The organism is Planococcus plakortidis (genome assembly GCF_001687605.2).
GTDB lineage: Bacteria > Bacillota > Bacilli > Bacillales_A > Planococcaceae > Planococcus > Planococcus plakortidis.
In genome coordinates this window covers 2,234,115-2,248,677 of sequence record NZ_CP016539.2, presented here as the reverse complement: position 1 = coordinate 2,248,677, position 14,563 = coordinate 2,234,115, and the positions used below count along the sequence as shown (strand labels likewise).

The 14,563-nt window shown below is 49.9% G+C and carries 19 protein-coding genes and 1 riboswitch; of the genes, 17 read left to right on the top strand and 2 right to left on the bottom strand.

Going from position 1 to position 14,563, the window contains the following annotated elements; genetic code table 11:
* Positions 1-68: 68 nt before the first annotated feature.
* The 4 genes from BBI15_RS11380 (at position 69) to ystJ (ending at position 3,601) form a co-directional block, all read left to right on the top strand.
* The gene (locus BBI15_RS11380) at positions 69-398 is read left to right on the top strand and encodes a hypothetical protein (RefSeq protein ID WP_068869671.1); all 330 of its coding nucleotides are present in this window, start codon (positions 69-71) and stop codon (positions 396-398) included.
* A gap of 107 nt (positions 399-505) precedes the next feature.
* Positions 506-1,240 carry a hypothetical protein gene (locus BBI15_RS11375; RefSeq protein WP_068869670.1) on the top strand — a complete coding sequence of 245 codons (735 nt, stop codon included), beginning with the start codon at positions 506-508 and terminating at the stop codon, positions 1,238-1,240.
* Positions 1,241-1,331: 91 nt separating this feature from the next.
* Positions 1,332-2,267, top strand: a complete 936-nt coding sequence (locus tag BBI15_RS11370; RefSeq protein WP_068869669.1) for a 3-hydroxyacyl-CoA dehydrogenase family protein — start codon at positions 1,332-1,334, stop codon at positions 2,265-2,267.
* 122 nt (positions 2,268-2,389) lie between these two features.
* A complete protein-coding gene (ystJ, locus tag BBI15_RS11365; RefSeq protein WP_068869668.1) occupies positions 2,390-3,601 on the top strand; it encodes an NADP-dependent malic enzyme in 1,212 nt (403 codons plus the stop codon).
* Positions 3,602-3,751: 150 nt separating this feature from the next.
* On the opposite strand, the gene BBI15_RS11360 is transcribed toward ystJ, so the two are convergent.
* Positions 3,752-4,924: an aminotransferase class I/II-fold pyridoxal phosphate-dependent enzyme gene (locus tag BBI15_RS11360; protein ID WP_068869667.1), complete on the bottom strand. Its 1,173-nt coding sequence runs from the start codon at positions 4,922-4,924 to the stop codon at positions 3,752-3,754.
* Entirely contained in the window at positions 4,917-6,041 is a 1,125-nt protein-coding gene (locus tag BBI15_RS11355; RefSeq protein WP_068869666.1) for a methionine biosynthesis PLP-dependent protein, read from the bottom strand. Before BBI15_RS11355 ends, BBI15_RS11360 begins: the two co-directional genes overlap by 8 nt.
* A 77-nt stretch (positions 6,042-6,118) precedes the next feature.
* A riboswitch (SAM riboswitch) is annotated at positions 6,119-6,218 on the bottom strand.
* A 204-nt stretch (positions 6,219-6,422) separates the two neighbouring features.
* On the opposite strand from BBI15_RS11355, the gene BBI15_RS11350 reads away from it, so the two are divergent.
* The 13 genes from BBI15_RS11350 (at position 6,423) to BBI15_RS11290 (ending at position 14,550) form a co-directional block, all read left to right on the top strand.
* Positions 6,423-6,728, top strand: coding sequence for an antibiotic biosynthesis monooxygenase family protein (locus BBI15_RS11350; RefSeq protein ID WP_068869665.1), 306 nt, complete (start codon positions 6,423-6,425; stop codon positions 6,726-6,728).
* Positions 6,725-7,093: a hypothetical protein gene (locus BBI15_RS16565; protein ID WP_068869664.1), complete on the top strand. Its 369-nt coding sequence runs from the start codon at positions 6,725-6,727 to the stop codon at positions 7,091-7,093. The genes BBI15_RS11350 and BBI15_RS16565 overlap by 4 nt, the downstream gene beginning before the upstream one ends.
* Positions 7,094-7,097: 4 nt before the next feature.
* Positions 7,098-7,748, top strand: a complete 651-nt coding sequence (locus BBI15_RS11340; RefSeq protein WP_068869663.1) for a cobalamin B12-binding domain-containing protein — start codon at positions 7,098-7,100, stop codon at positions 7,746-7,748.
* Positions 7,726-8,487 (top strand): STAS domain-containing protein, encoded by a 762-nt coding sequence (locus tag BBI15_RS11335; RefSeq protein WP_068869662.1) that lies wholly within the window; start codon positions 7,726-7,728, stop codon positions 8,485-8,487. The genes BBI15_RS11340 and BBI15_RS11335 overlap by 23 nt, the downstream gene beginning before the upstream one ends.
* Before the next feature lie 126 nt (positions 8,488-8,613).
* The gene (locus BBI15_RS11330; RefSeq protein WP_068869661.1) at positions 8,614-9,558 is read left to right on the top strand and encodes a cation diffusion facilitator family transporter; all 945 of its coding nucleotides are present in this window, start codon (positions 8,614-8,616) and stop codon (positions 9,556-9,558) included.
* Between the two features lie 179 nt (positions 9,559-9,737).
* On the top strand, positions 9,738-10,088 hold the full coding sequence (locus BBI15_RS11325; protein WP_068869660.1) for an ArsR/SmtB family transcription factor: 351 nt from the start codon (positions 9,738-9,740) through the stop codon (positions 10,086-10,088).
* A gap of 80 nt (positions 10,089-10,168) precedes the next feature.
* A complete protein-coding gene (gene arsC / locus BBI15_RS11320; protein WP_068869659.1) occupies positions 10,169-10,588 on the top strand; it encodes an arsenate reductase (thioredoxin) in 420 nt (139 codons plus the stop codon).
* 404 nt (positions 10,589-10,992) lie between these two features.
* Entirely contained in the window at positions 10,993-11,526 is a 534-nt protein-coding gene (locus BBI15_RS11315; RefSeq protein ID WP_068869658.1) for an NUDIX hydrolase, read from the top strand.
* A gap of 41 nt (positions 11,527-11,567) precedes the next feature.
* Positions 11,568-11,912, top strand: coding sequence for an HIT family protein (locus BBI15_RS11310; RefSeq protein WP_418312486.1), 345 nt, complete (start codon positions 11,568-11,570; stop codon positions 11,910-11,912).
* Positions 11,913-12,058: 146 nt separating this feature from the next.
* A complete protein-coding gene (locus tag BBI15_RS11305) occupies positions 12,059-12,805 on the top strand; it encodes an amidohydrolase family protein (RefSeq protein WP_068872579.1) in 747 nt (248 codons plus the stop codon).
* A gap of 312 nt (positions 12,806-13,117) precedes the next feature.
* Positions 13,118-13,309 (top strand): hypothetical protein, encoded by a 192-nt coding sequence (locus BBI15_RS11300; protein WP_068869657.1) that lies wholly within the window; start codon positions 13,118-13,120, stop codon positions 13,307-13,309.
* Positions 13,310-13,330: 21 nt separating this feature from the next.
* Entirely contained in the window at positions 13,331-13,879 is a 549-nt protein-coding gene (locus BBI15_RS11295) for a histidine phosphatase family protein (protein WP_068869656.1), read from the top strand.
* Positions 13,876-14,550 (top strand): HAD family hydrolase, encoded by a 675-nt coding sequence (locus BBI15_RS11290; protein WP_068869655.1) that lies wholly within the window; start codon positions 13,876-13,878, stop codon positions 14,548-14,550. The genes BBI15_RS11295 and BBI15_RS11290 overlap by 4 nt, the downstream gene beginning before the upstream one ends.
* Positions 14,551-14,563 lie beyond the last annotated feature (13 nt).

The window sequence follows — 14,563 nt, the reverse complement described above, 5'->3', positions numbered from 1 at the left end:
GAATTCCTGTTTTCGCCATGCTCCCTCAGGGTATGGACAAGTAGTAGTGTTAAAAGGAGGAGAAGAGGATGAATATAGAAGCCGAACGCGATCTCTTGAAGGACGAATATGGCAATTATTATGTCGTCTCCTACGCGACGAAAGATTCTTTGACTGTGGTGAATGCAGCGCTTTACCATGCTTTCAACCAAGAGCTGACAGATGAATTTGTAGCGGAAGTGAAGCGGAAATATCCAAAAGGCGTAGCCGTAGGCGTCTATTTTGCGGATCTCGTGCATGAACAGATCGAGAAACTTGAAGACCCCGATTTTCGGGGGCATATTTACGATTTAAACGAAGTGCGAAAAGAATATGATATCCACTTGAAGCCCATTTACCACGATTCACTCCATCTATGACCGGCTTGCCTGGAACAGGAATTTCTAATCAATTCTGTTAATTAATAACTGAATATTCCGTAACTATATAGTCCGTTAGCCGTCTATTTAAAAAAGGAGACGAGTTAATGAAATATTGGCTTGGTTTAGGAGGGTTGGCACTGACGCTGACAGTCGCTGGCTGCGGGACAGAGGATGCGGTAACAGAAGAACCTGAAGAAGGTGCAGCGCAGGAAGAAACGGAACAGGATCAAGCACCAGAAGCAGCGACGGAGGAGGAACCGGCTGAAGGCACAAGCGGCGACAGCCATGAAGGCGGACAGGCAGCCGTCGATCCATATGATTACTTTCTGGAGGATGGGTCTACTGCCAGGTTCGAGGGGTACGGAAATGAATTTGCCGAGTTTACGCTGAAAACCGATTATATGGAAGCGAACCATGTGGCGACTTATGAAGATAATGGGGGGACCGTGGTCCTGAAAGTCTTCCGCCTGCACGATGACCGCATCGAACTGGTCAAGCAGGAAGGCGAGTTTTATGATGAATATGAAGCAAGCTTTGAGGAATTGGAAGCTTTGGATGTGATTTCGACTTATCTGGAATTCCCGATCGAGGAAGGCCAGGAAATCGGTGATGCGACTATCATTGAAACGGGAACCAGCCTAGAGACACCGTACGAAAACTTCGACGATGTTTTCGTGCTTGAATCGGTTTCTGAAGAAGATGGTTCCATCAACCGCAATTATTTTGTCGAAGGTTACGGGGAAGTGAAACGTGAATTTCGCGCAAATGCAGATGACCCCGATGAGATGGCGATTACATCCACACTGGCATCCATCGAGCTTGGCGAAAAAACGAAATAAACGGACGGCTTTGACGAAAAGCCCGCTCATGCAGCGGGCTTTTTGGCAGTACATGAAGCCATGTTATCTTTACATAAAGGAGAGGGTCAAGATGAAGAACATCGCGATTATCGGAGCAGGTACGATGGGGCATTCAATTGCATTGTCAGCATCATGGAGCGGACATTCAGTGAAAATATTCGGGGTAGACAACCACGATCTGGAAACGGCGAAAAAAGGTTTTGCAGCGAAACTGCAACTCATGGCAGACAATGAACTGATCAATGAGGGACAGGCACAGGAGATAGCAGAACATGTTGCATTCACAACATCCTTGGAAGAAGCAGTGAAAGATGCAGAATTCATCATCGAAGCCGTACCGGAAAATATGGCCTTGAAGCATAAAATCTATCATCAGCTGGAAGAGCTGGCCGCAAACGATATTATCATCGCGAGCAATAGCTCAGGGCTGATGCCGACTGCACTCGCTGAAGGGATGAAACATCCTGAACGCTTCGTATTGACGCATTTCTGGAATCCTGCACATTTAGTGCCGCTCGTGGAAATCGTCGGCGGGGAGAAGACCGATGAAAAAACTTTGCAGCAAACAAAGGCATTCATCGAACAGATGAAAAAGCAAGCGGTGATGTTGAAAAAAGAGCTTCCCGGATTTATCGGGAACCGCCTCCAGTTCGCCTTGTTCCGTGAAGCGCAAGCTTTGCTGGATGCGGGAGTGGCGTCGAAAGAAGATATCGATGCAGCTGTTACGTATAGCATCGGCAGGCGCTTGCCGGTGACCGGCCCGCTGCAGACGGCAGACCTCGGCGGTTTGGATATTTTCCATGCGATCTCCGATTATCTATTCGAAGACCTGTCGACAGACCAAAAACCGGGCAGGACATTAAGTGAGTTGACAGGAAAAGGCGAACTCGGGGCAAAGACAGGGAGCGGCTTCTACGAGTGGCCGGAAGAGCAATCGAAAGCTGTACAAGGAAAACGGGAAGAAGCGTTGATCCATTTCCTCAAGCAGGATATGGAAAAAGGGTGAGGATCCTCACTCTTTCTCTATCAGCCTAAAGTCTGAAATTAATCAGAATTATAAGAAAAGTCTTTTAATTTAGTGGGGAGGCGATATAATAAACAATTATAATCAAAAGGGAGATGAGGCAAATGACCGATCTGAAAAACGATTCGCTGAACTTGCATAGCCGGCATCAAGGGAAATTGGAGATTCGTTCAAAAGTGGCTGTGGAAAACGAAAGGGATCTGAGCCTCGCCTATTCTCCTGGCGTAGCCGCACCGTGCCGCGAAATTCATGCCGACCCACAGAAAGTGCATGACTACACGATGAAAGGCAACACGGTGGCGGTCATTACGGATGGCACCGCAGTACTCGGCCTTGGCAATATCGGGCCGCAAGCGGCGCTGCCGGTCATGGAAGGGAAAGCTCTCTTGTTCAAGGAATTTGCCGGTGTGGATGCTTTCCCGATCTGCCTGGATACGACGGATGCCGAAGAGATCATCCGGACCGTCAAATTGCTCGAACCCGGTTTTGGCGGCGTCAATCTGGAAGATATCGCCGCCCCGACTTGTTTTATCGTGGAACAGCGTTTAAAACAGGAAATGAATATACCCGTATTCCATGATGACCAGCACGGCACTGCGATTGTCACACTGGCCGGCCTCATCAATTCCTTGAAGTTGGTCGAAAAGGAAGTGGAGGACGTGAAAGTGGTCGTGAATGGCGCCGGCGCAGCAGGCATTGCCATCGTCAAATTGCTGGCGAAGTTCGGATTCGGCCATATCGTCATGTGCGACACCAAAGGCGCGATATATAAAGGGCGCCCGAACGGCATGAATCCATTCAAGGCGGAAGTAGCGGAAATGAGCAATTACCGGATGGAACAAGGGCAATTGGAGGAAGTCATCGCCGATGCCGACGTCTTTGTCGGCGTATCGGCAGAAGGCACATTGACGGAAAGCATGGTGCGCTCGATGAATGAAGACCCGGTCATCTTTGCCATGGCGAACCCGAATCCTGAAATCTTGCCGCATGCCGCGAAATCAGCCGGTGCACGGGTCATCGGGACAGGGCGTTCCGATTTTGCCAATCAGGTCAATAATGTACTGGCGTTCCCGGGGTTATTCCGCGGCGCACTCGATGTACAGGCGAGTGATATCAATGACGCGATGAAAATCGCGGCAGTCGAAGCGATCGCCGCCTTGATCGCTACCGATGAACTGCACGAAGAGTATGTGATACCGAAGCCGTTCGACCCGCGCGTGGCACAGGCGGTTGCCGAAGCCGTCTCCAAAGCTGCGGAAGAAACGGGCGTTGCCAAAGTATCGCTCAAAGAGCCTGCCCAGCAGATCGTTTTATGATAAATGGAAGAAAGCCTGAATTCCCTCCCCCTGGAATTCAGGCTTTCTTATTGGGATATGGGGATTCGGGTGTATTGCAGATGCACGTGAAAAAGACTGCCCGCTTCGTCTTGTAATTGACGAAGCGGGCAGTCTGTTGATTGCTTGGCATCAATCAGCGATGCTGAGCCCTTTGGCGATCGCAATTTTTTCGAGTGCCTGGCTGAAGTCATTGATCAAATCATCGGGATGCTCGAGTCCTGCAGAGAAGCGCAGAAGCCCGTCGGTAATGCCGCGTTTTTCCCGTTCAGCCGGCGGCATGGCGGCATGGGACATCGTAGCGGGATAGGATAGGATCGATTCGACGGCACCGAGACTGACCGCGAACACCGGGATCTCCAAAGCATCGACGAGAATGCGGGCTGCGTCTTTATCTGCCAGGCGGAATGACAGCACACAACCGGCGTGGCTTGCTTGGCGGCTATGGATCGGGTTTCCGGGATGGAACGAGAAGCCGGGATAATAGACTTCCTCGACAAGCGGATGCTTATGCAAATACTCCGCAATGCGCGCAGTCGTTTCACCGGATTGTTTCGTTCTGGCGCCAAGTGTCTTGATGCCTTGGATCAAGGTATGGGAATCCTGGGCACCGAGTACAGAGCCGAATGTATTTTGGATGAATGCCAATTGTTCCCCAAGCCCGGCATCTTTGGTCACCGCAAGCCCAGCCGTGATATCGCTATGGCCCGACAGGAACTTCGTCGCGCTGTGAAGTACGATATCCGCGCCGAGTTCAAGCGGGTTCTGGTAAAGCGGTGTCATGAAAGTATTGTCGACAAAGGTCATGGCATCGTTCGCTTTCGCCAGTTTAGCGGCCATTTCGATATCGGTGATTTTCATGACCGGATTGGAAGGCGTTTCAATGTAGACGACTCGCGTATTCGGCTGGAAAGCGGCGGCCACTTCGCCAAGGTCGGTCATATCGACGAAGGTGTAATCGACTTTGAATTTTTCGAGCACTTCCGTGATGAAGCGGTACGTGCCGCCGTACACGTCTTCCGAAACGAGCACATGGTCGCCGGCTTTCAACAGCATGAAGGCTGATGAAATAGCCGCCATGCCGGAAGAAAAGGCCAAGCCCCGTGCGCCGCCTTCAAGTTTGGCGATCGTTTCCTCAAGTGATTTGCGCGTTGGGTTGCCGGAACGGCTGTAATCGAAAGGCCCGAACGAATCGATACTCTCCTGATGAAAAGTGGAAGACAGATAGATCGGAACATTGACTGCGCCTGTTAATGGATCGATGCCTGCGGAATGGATCAATTTCGTCTCGCGTCGTTCACTCATGGGAAACGACCTCCTTTTTTAGTTTAGCCAAGGCCTGGGACAAATCAGCAATTAAATCTTCTGCCTGCTCGACGCCAACAGAGAAGCGGAGCAGGCGGTTACAGACGCCGCGTGCCGTGCGTTCTGCGACCGGCATATCGGCATGGGTCTGGGTCGCAGGATATGTGATGAAACTTTCTACGCCGCCGAGGCTCTCGGCAAATGTGATGAGCGATAGGCTCTCGAGGAATTCCCCAATCCATCGCTCTTCGCGCAGGCGGAACGACAACATGCCGCCTTTTCCTGGATACAGTACATCTGTCACGGCATCATGTGTCTCCAGGAAACGGGAGATTTCCTTGGCATTGGCTTCGTGCTGGCGCATGCGCAGCGGCAAGGTTTTCAAGCCGCGGATCAACAGCCAGGAATCGAGCGGAGATAGCACGGCACCAGCCGAATTGTGGGCAGTGAACAGTTCTTCGCATAAAGTGACGCCTTTTGCGGCGACTAGCCCAGCGAGCACATCGTTATGGCCGCCGATATACTTGGTGGCGCTATGGAGTACGATATCCGCACCGATTGCGAGCGGCTGCTGCAGGAAAGGCGTCAAAAAGGTATTGTCGACAATCAGCAAAAGCTTGTGGCGTTTCGCCAATTGTGCATACAATTCCAAATCGATCTCCTGCATCAATGGGTTGGTTGGGGTTTCAATAAAAATCGCTTTTGTATTGTCAGTGATTTTCGCTTCAGCTGTTTTCGGATCGATGAAGGAATCGTAAATGGGGCGGATATGGTATTTCTCTTCATATTGTTCCAGCAGGCGGTAGGTGCCGCCATAAATATCTTCAGGAAGCAAAATTTCATCGTTCGGACGGAACAAGGAGAGGACCAGTTGGATCGCGGCCATTCCGGAGCTGCATGCAAAGCCTGCGTCGCCGCCTTCCAGATTCGCGATCCCTTCTTCAAGAAGCTGCCGTGTCGGGTTTTTTGTCCGCGTATAATCATAGCCTGTGGATTTGCCAAGGCCTTCGTGTTCATAAGCGGTGGAAAGGTAAATCGGGGGATTGACCGCTCCTGTGCGTTGGTCGCTGCGGTTGCCGAGCTGTACCAGTCGAGTTTCTAAACTATGCTGTGTCATGGTCCTCATCCTTTCAAATCAAAAAGCAGGGGCTTTCTTCTATTGATTAGAAGAAAGCCCCTGCCGTATATGCCATCTTCTCATCTACTAGGCTGTACCTATTGGAATTAGCACCGTGACATTGTCCGGTTGCTGAGACTTCAAAGGGCCAAATCCCTCCATCTCTCTCGATAAGAATCATTTTATAAAGTTGTCGTTTGCTGTTGGTTGATGTTTTCCATCATACGGCAATTGCGTGCGGAATACAAGCGGAATATTGAAAATACTCTTATAATTGCCTTAAAGGCGCTCGCTTTTATTCCGGGAGCTGAAATGGTATGCTGAGGTAAACTTTAATCATGCCCAGCTTATACAAAGCTAGTTGCAAAGGGGTTCTGAATTATGTACATCGTCACATCCACCGTCATTGTGCCTGAAGACAAGGTACAAGACGTCATCGAAATTTACCAGAAACGCTCGCGCCGTGTGGACCAGGCGGAAGGCTTTACTTCATTCCGGTTGATCCAAAACACGAAAAAGCGACATGAATTGACTGTTCATCTGGAATGGCAGTCCAAACAGTCGTATATGAACTGGGTCAAGAGCCAGGAGTTCAAGGAAATCCATGATTTGGAAAAGAACTATCCTGACCAGGAACTCGCGGGCATCGTGCCGAAAGTCCATCAGTACGAAGTGGTGGCCGAATGAACCAGGAACAAAAACAGCAAATCGCGACCGACACGGCAGACGGTATATACGAAGCGTATCCGAATTTATGGGAACGTTTCGGCGATAAGGGATATGAACATACCGTCAAAGACAATCATCACCACTTGGATTATCTCGAAACCGCGTGGGAGCTGCAAAGCGAGCAATCCTTTGTCGACTACGCCATCTGGCTCGAGACGGTGCTTGTGAGCCGCAATGTCGAAACCGCCCTCATCATCGATAATTTCAGGCGGCTTATGGATATTGTGCCGCGCTACACCGAAACAACGCAAGGAGATTTCATGCTGGGCTGCCTCGATCGCGCAGTCCGGTTATTGGAGCTCCCTCAACATAAAAGGGGCTGATCAAATGCACGAATCAACACAGCTTTCGGATCTTTTCCTGCAGGGACAGGAAGAGGAAGCTTTGAAATATGTCCAGGATTTCCTGGAAAGCCATTCATACGAACAGCTCTACAGCGAATTATTGACACCGGCGATGTATCGTATCGGTGAACTATGGGAACAAAATGAGATATCGGTAGCGGAAGAGCATTTGGCCACTGCCGTCTGTGATTTTGTGCTGTCCGCTACGGAACTGCGGAACAAGGCAGGCAACGGGCCAAAAAAGGCGATGGTTTTCGGGCCGGAAGGCGAAGAGCATTATATCGGGCTCAAGATGGTCGCCGCATTGTTCCGCGAAGAAGGGTATGAAGTCCGCTACATGGGGCCGAATCTGCCGCTTGATTCAGCGCTTGAACTGGCCGGGGAATGGCAGCCGGACGTCGTGGCATTATCCGGCGCGCTCGCGCATCGGCTGCCGGCTTTGAAAACCTATGCGGAAGCTTTTGCGCACACCGGTTCCAACCCCGCCGTGCTGATCGGCGGCCGGGCTGTCACCTTGTCGAGTTTTGCGGATTTGCATGTGAAAGGCGCGGTAGTTGTCCGGGAACTGGGTGCGCTCAGGGAATGGATCCGCACTGGAAAGGGGCCGAACGATGACACGCTCTCCACTGGCTGAATGGCCGCTGCCGGCTTTCAGGTTGAATAATAGCTTTGTAGTGGTCGACCAATCCTCGGAAGCCGAACAGCTTTTCGGCGCGCCGGAAACGTTTTTTGAGCTGCTTGATGAAGGCAGCCGCCCGAAAGCCGAACGCCTATTGAAACAACGCACGAAGCAGAAGCCCGTAGAGCTGAACTTCATGGTGGGCGACGGCTTGTTTTTAGCGGATGTCCATTACCGCTGGGATAGCGACTTCTCGTTGAATTTGGTGCTTGTGCCGAAAGATGGGCAACTGGATTCGATTACGGCGCAAATGGTCCGCCTTCGCGGCCGCTTGAAGGAAACGGATTATGAATTGCTGAAGGAAAAAGAACGGGCAGACGCATTGTTGGAAAAAGTGCGGGAACTATCCGCGCCGTGCATCTCAGTCGGGGGCGGCTATGTGCTGATTCCGTTATTCGGCAATTTGGACGCCAAGAAAGTCGAAGCGATCCGCCCTTACGTCGTGACCCGAATCTATGAATATGAAGCGGACACGGTCGTGATCGATTTGACGGCGATGGGGACAGTGACACAAGAAGGCGTCCATTACCTGGAATCGCTCGTGCAGACTTTGGGCGTCATGGGAATCGACGCGGCCATCACTGGCGTGAAACCGGACCATGCCCAAAAATTGCATTTGTTGAAACGGGAAATGAACCTGCGTTTCGAAGCTTCACTGGAATCCATTTTGAGTACAGCTGCTGCAAAAAGCTAATGAAACCGGCCTTATGAGCCGGTTTTTCCATGCGGAAAAGATTTTTTCGAAAAGGATATCCATCCATGATTCGGGAATACACATATAGAAGAGGATTATTAAGAAGCTGCAGTGGAGGTGTTGGCGGTGGGATCATCACATGACCATGCGCATAGCCGCAATAAAAAAACATTGTTGATCGCCTTTCTGATCATCACCGGTTATATGGTGGTCGAGGCGATCGGCGGATATTTGACGAACAGCCTTGCGCTGCTGGCGGATGCCGGCCATATGCTCAGCGATTCCATTTCGCTCGGTGTCGGCTACCTGGCTTTTTCCATCGGCGAAAAAGCGGCCGATCAAATGAAGACCTACGGCTATAAACGCTTTGAAATTCTGGCGGCAGTCTTTAATGGAGTAACACTAGTGTTGATTTCACTTTATATTTTCTATGAAGCCTATCACCGATTTTCCGACCCACCTGAAATTGCGACTTCGGGCATGCTGGCCATTGCGGTTATCGGCTTGCTCGTCAATATCCTCGTTGCGTGGATTTTGATGCGCGGAGGCGATACGAAAGAAAACTTGAACCTCCGTGCCGCTTTTTTACATGTCTTAAGTGATTTGCTCGGATCGGTCGGCGCGATCACGGCGGCCCTGTTGATCATTTTCTTCGGGTGGGCATGGGCAGATCCGCTGGCGAGTGTAGTTGTCGCCATCCTTGTCTTGATCAGCGGTTGGCGCGTAACGAAAGAAGCGGTGCATGTCTTGATGGAAGGCACGCCGAAAAATGTCGACCTGGAACAAGTAGCGCAAACGATCGAAGCGCTGCCTGCCGTGAAAAGTATCCACGACCTTCACGTGTGGAGCATCACGAGCGGGAAGAATGCCATGTCGGGACATGTGGTCATCAAAGAACATATCTCGTTCAAGGACAGCCAGCAAGTGCTTAGGGATATTGAACATGCGCTGTTGGAGCTGAAAATCGGCCATGTCACCGTGCAGTTGGAAACCGAAGATCATCCCCATGACGACTCGATCCGCTGCCAAGGGCAAGAAGAGACTGAAGCGGCTGGGCATCATCATCATTGAAGAAAAGATTCAATCAGGAAGGAGCGGGAGCATGCCGCTCCTTTTTTCTATGAAAAATACGCGCTGTACATGTTTTATCATTCAGATCACTGCTTGAACATATAAGCATATGCTGATATGCTGTATTTGGTATTAAAGTATTTAAGCAAACCTAAGTATAGAAGCGGGGGAATCATCCGATGGAAGTGAAAGCGCGCGAAATAGAAATTGACAAAGCGAGCATGCTGCTGAAGCTATTAGGTGACAAGACAAGATTGTCGATGGTCAAATTGCTCGAAAAAAACGATTGCTGCGTCTGCGAATTCGTGGAAATCTTTAACGTCAGCCAGTCCGCCATCAGCCAGCACTTGCGCAAGCTTCGCGATCTCGGTTTAGTGAAGGAAAAGCGCAAGGGGCAATGGATTTTCTATTCATTGAACCAGGACAGTGAATTATACGACATGCTCATGCAAGTGTTGGCGTTCATTCCAAGCCAGGACGAACGCATCGAGAAGTTGGTGGAGCAGGGACTGCGCATTCGTTGTGAATAAGTGTTAATGCGGAAAAGGCATCAAGTTGAATGAACATTGATCTAACAAAAACCATTCATGGAACAAGGGAGCTAATCAATATGACGAAAAAAACATTGTACTTTTTATGCACAGGCAATTCCTGCCGCAGCCAGATGGCAGAAGGCTGGGGGAAGGAAATTTTGGGCGATGAGTGGCAAGTGTTGAGTGCCGGGATCGAAGCGCATGGCTTGAACCCGAACGCAGTGAAAGCGATGAATGAAGTGAATATCGATATTTCAGGACAAACATCCGATGTCATCGATACCGAAATTTTGAACAATGCCGATTTCGTCGTGACGCTTTGCGGCGATGCGGCCGATAAATGCCCGATGACGCCTCCTCACGTAAAACGCGACCACTGGGGCTTTACGGATCCGGCGAAAGCGCAAGGCACCGAAGAAGAGAAATGGAAAGTGTTCCAATCGGTACGCGATGATATCGAAGCGCGCATCCGCTATTTCGTTGCAACTGGTGAGTAAGAGATGTAGTTCGAAAAGGATTTTGGTGTGAAGAGGCCGTCTGCAGCCCGAGCACTTCAAGTCATATCATGCGTTCATCCTTTTTTCAAATGAATGCCGCCAGTTTGTGCAAGAGATTATATGAACAACACATTTTTCTACGGACATCCCGGAATCTCGGGACCGGACAGCCACAATAGCTCTGAAGAAGCAGTCAATTCCATATACGTTCAACAGCGATCCAAAAAATGAATCGAGTGCCGGGGGCGTCTGTCTCCGGCACTTTTTTTAGTGAAAAATAAAATTCCAAAATGAGTGAAAAAAGTCTGTTAATTAATGGGAATATTCTTTAAAGTATAAACAGGAGTAACTACTTGAGGAGTATATGTCGGGAATTCACGTTCAAGGGATGGGAGCAAAGGGAAATGGAAGTTTGGGATTTATATGATGGAGAGCGGAACCCGCTCGGAAAGAAACATATGAGAGGCAATAAATTGCGTCCTGGCGAGTTCCACATTGTCGCGGAAGTCATCACGCTCAATGCAGATGGAAGGATTTTCATGACGCAACGAGATCCGGAAAAGCCGCTTCCGATGCTTTGGGAAACGACACGCGGCTCCGTGGTGGCGGGAGAAAGCAGTTTGACGGGGGCTCTCCGCGAGCTGGAGGAAGAAACGGGTTTATTGGCAAGACCTGATGAACTACGCTTTTTAGGCCAGATGAAAGGCGGCAATTATTTCCTGGACAGCTATGTCTGGAGATGCAAGGAACGCATCGACATGGATGCCCTGCAGCTCCAGCCGGGTGAAGTGTGCGCCGCGCAGCTGGTCAATTGGATTGAGTTCCAGCAAATGAACCGGGAGCGCTTGATCGTGCCTTCGGTCTATCAGCGCATGGAGCATTATTTCGAGAAATTGGCCTCTTTTTCGACTTATGCATGGGATGGTTCATTCCGGTAAATGAAAATATTCAATACTGACAGCCGAGGAGGGCGATTGAAATGAGAACCATCACCTTGGCAAATGGCGAAACCGTCGAAGTGGAATGCTTGAGCTGCGCGTTGGTGAATGGATTGATCGAACCGGAAGGCGGCGTCGTGATGGTGACGGAGCATTTCCATGCCCATCAGGATGTGGCATATCCCATCCCTGGCTTGATCATCCTCGCCTCGAAGCGCCATTTGAAAAGCCTGGACGAATTGACTGAAGAAGAGCGGATCGACTACATCACGGTCCTGGCGGAAATCCGCAAAGCACAGCGAAACGTGCTTGGCATCGAATCGGTCTATTATTTCTATAATGAAGACACGACGCATCATTTCCATACGTGGATGGTACCGCGCTAAGACTGGATGTACGCATTCGGGCGTTCTGTCGAGTCGGTGCGGCCGGCGCTTTTGCATGCGCGAAATGAGATGAACGATGAAGCGAATCTAAAGAGTGTCAGGCAAGCGATTTCGGCATTGACGGAAGAACTGGAGCGATGAAGAAAGTGAAAATCTTCGATGCCCATTTACATATTATCGATCCGAGATTTCCGGTAGCCGAAAACCACGGCTATCTGCCGCCTGCATTCACGGCTCCGGATTATATGAGGTCTGTTGAAAACTTCAATGTATCCGGAGGCGCCATCGTGTCGGGATCGTTCCAAGGCTTTGACCAATCGTATTTACTGGATACACTCGACATGCTCGGTGAGCGGTTTGTCGGCGTGACGCAATTGCCGGCGGGCACATCGGACGAAGAAATCCTCAGCTTGCATGAAAAAGGCGTACGTGCAGTGCGATTTAATGTGAAGCGCGGCGGCTCGGAAACGATTGAACGGCTCGATCATTTCGCAAGGCGCATCCATGACATCGCCGGGTGGCATGCAGAGCTGTACATCGATTCGAAAGATCTCGTGGAACTGAAAGACGTAATCAGCCGCTTGCCTGCCGTTTCCATCGATCATCTCGGCTTATCGAAACAAGGATTCCCCGAACTGTTGAAGCTGGTGGAACAAGGTGTAAAGGTGAAAGCGACCGGGTTCGGGCGGATTGATTTCGACCCGTCGCAAGCAATAAGAGCTATCCATGAACTCAATCCTGAAGCGCTGCTTTTCGGCACCGATCTTCCGTCGACTCGGGCAAAGAGGGTGTTTCAGGCGGGTGATGTGACAGTGATCCAAGAAGCTTTGGGCGACAAGGAAGCAGAAAAGGTTCTCTATCACAATGCGTTGCAATGGTACAAAATTGAATAATTTCATTTGGAGCCAGCAGCCTGTCCATTCGACAGGCTGCTGGCTTTTTTTATGCAGATAGCCCTTGCGCTTTACGTTCAATGGAACATACGAACAATAGGCGGGGGAAATGAAGACCGTGAACTATTTCAAAGAAGTGATGGATAAGTAAAAAAATCACCCGCTGCAATTTTTTGCAGCAGGTGATTTTCTGTCTAGTAAGCAGTCAGGCATATGGTAAGCTGAATCCAGGAGTGACAATAGACATACAACAGCAGAACCTTTTCATTCAGCAAGCGTCCAGTTATTAACATATTGAAAAGGGGTGGGCAGATGGGCTTCTGGTATATGCTGTTGTTATTCATCGGGATTTGTTTGTTTTTCGCTGGGATCTTGCCGAAAAGAGGGTTTCCGCTCGTTGTGAAAATCGGCTTGCTTGGGGGCGGCGCCTTATGTATTGGGTTTTCGCTATTCATGTTCTCGCCAGGCAGTGCAGAGATCATGGCGGATTTGCTTGGTCTATAAACGGAAACGGGGTGATTTAAAGTGACAAAAATCTATATCATCCGTCACTGTGCCGCAACTGGACAGGAGCCGGATGCAGAACTTACGGAAAAAGGAATGGCACAAGCTGTAGAATTAAGCGGCTTTTTGAGTGAGCTGGGGATCGAGCGGGTCGTCTCGAGCCCGTATACACGAGCCGTTCAATCGATCGCACCATTCGCGGAGACGTTGGCTGTTGAAATCGAAACCGACGAGCGTTTGAAAGAACGGGTCTTAAGTTCAGGAAACCTTCCCGATTGGTTCGAACGCTTGAAAAGCACATTCGATGACCACAATCTCGTGCTTGAAGGCGGCGAATCCAGCAGACAAGCACTGGACCGTATTTCACAAGTAGTAGCTGAGCTTGAAAAGAGCGGCCAAACAGCAGCAATCGTCACCCACGGCAACATCATGGCACTGCTTCTGTCGCGTTATGTGGAAGGCTTCGGATTTGAAGGATGGCGTGCTTTAAGCAATCCGGATGTGTTCGTTTTAACTGACGCACCTGATGGAAAGAGTGGGGAACGATTGTGGAATGAGGGATCTCAATGATTCAAGCGGTGCTGTTTGATTTGGACGGGACCCTGCTCAACCGGGATGCTTCAGTGATGTCGTTTATCGACGATCAATACGATCGGATGCATCAGTCTCTCGGGCATATTCCTAAGGAAGTGTATGCCGAGCGCTTTATTGAATTGGACAGGCGGGGATATGTATGGAAAGACCAGGTCTATGCTCAATTGATCCAGGAATTTAATATCGAACAGATAACGATGGAAAATTTATTGGAAGATTATATCGCCCATTTCCGCTTCCATTGCCATCCTTTCGATGGCCTGCAAGCAATGCTGGAGAGCCTGAAACAACAAGGCGTGAAACTAGGCATCATCTCGAATGGCAAGGGGAAATTCCAGATGGATAATATTAAAGCCTTGGGAATCGAGAGGTGGTTTGATGCGATCTTGATTTCTGAAAGCGAGAATTTACGGAAGCCGGATCCACGGATTTTCGAAAGGGCGATGGCCCGTTTGAATGTCTTGCCAGCCCATAGCTTGTTTGTCGGGGACCATCCAACGACGGATGTGGAGGCCGCCAAAAAAGCCGGCATGATCGGGGTATGGAAAAAAGATGCTGGTTGGAGTGAAGCCGCGGCGGATTACACTATAGATGAGTTGGACGAACTGAATAGGATCGTCCAAGGGTTAAATGCATATATTGATTAACCTTACGTTTGGA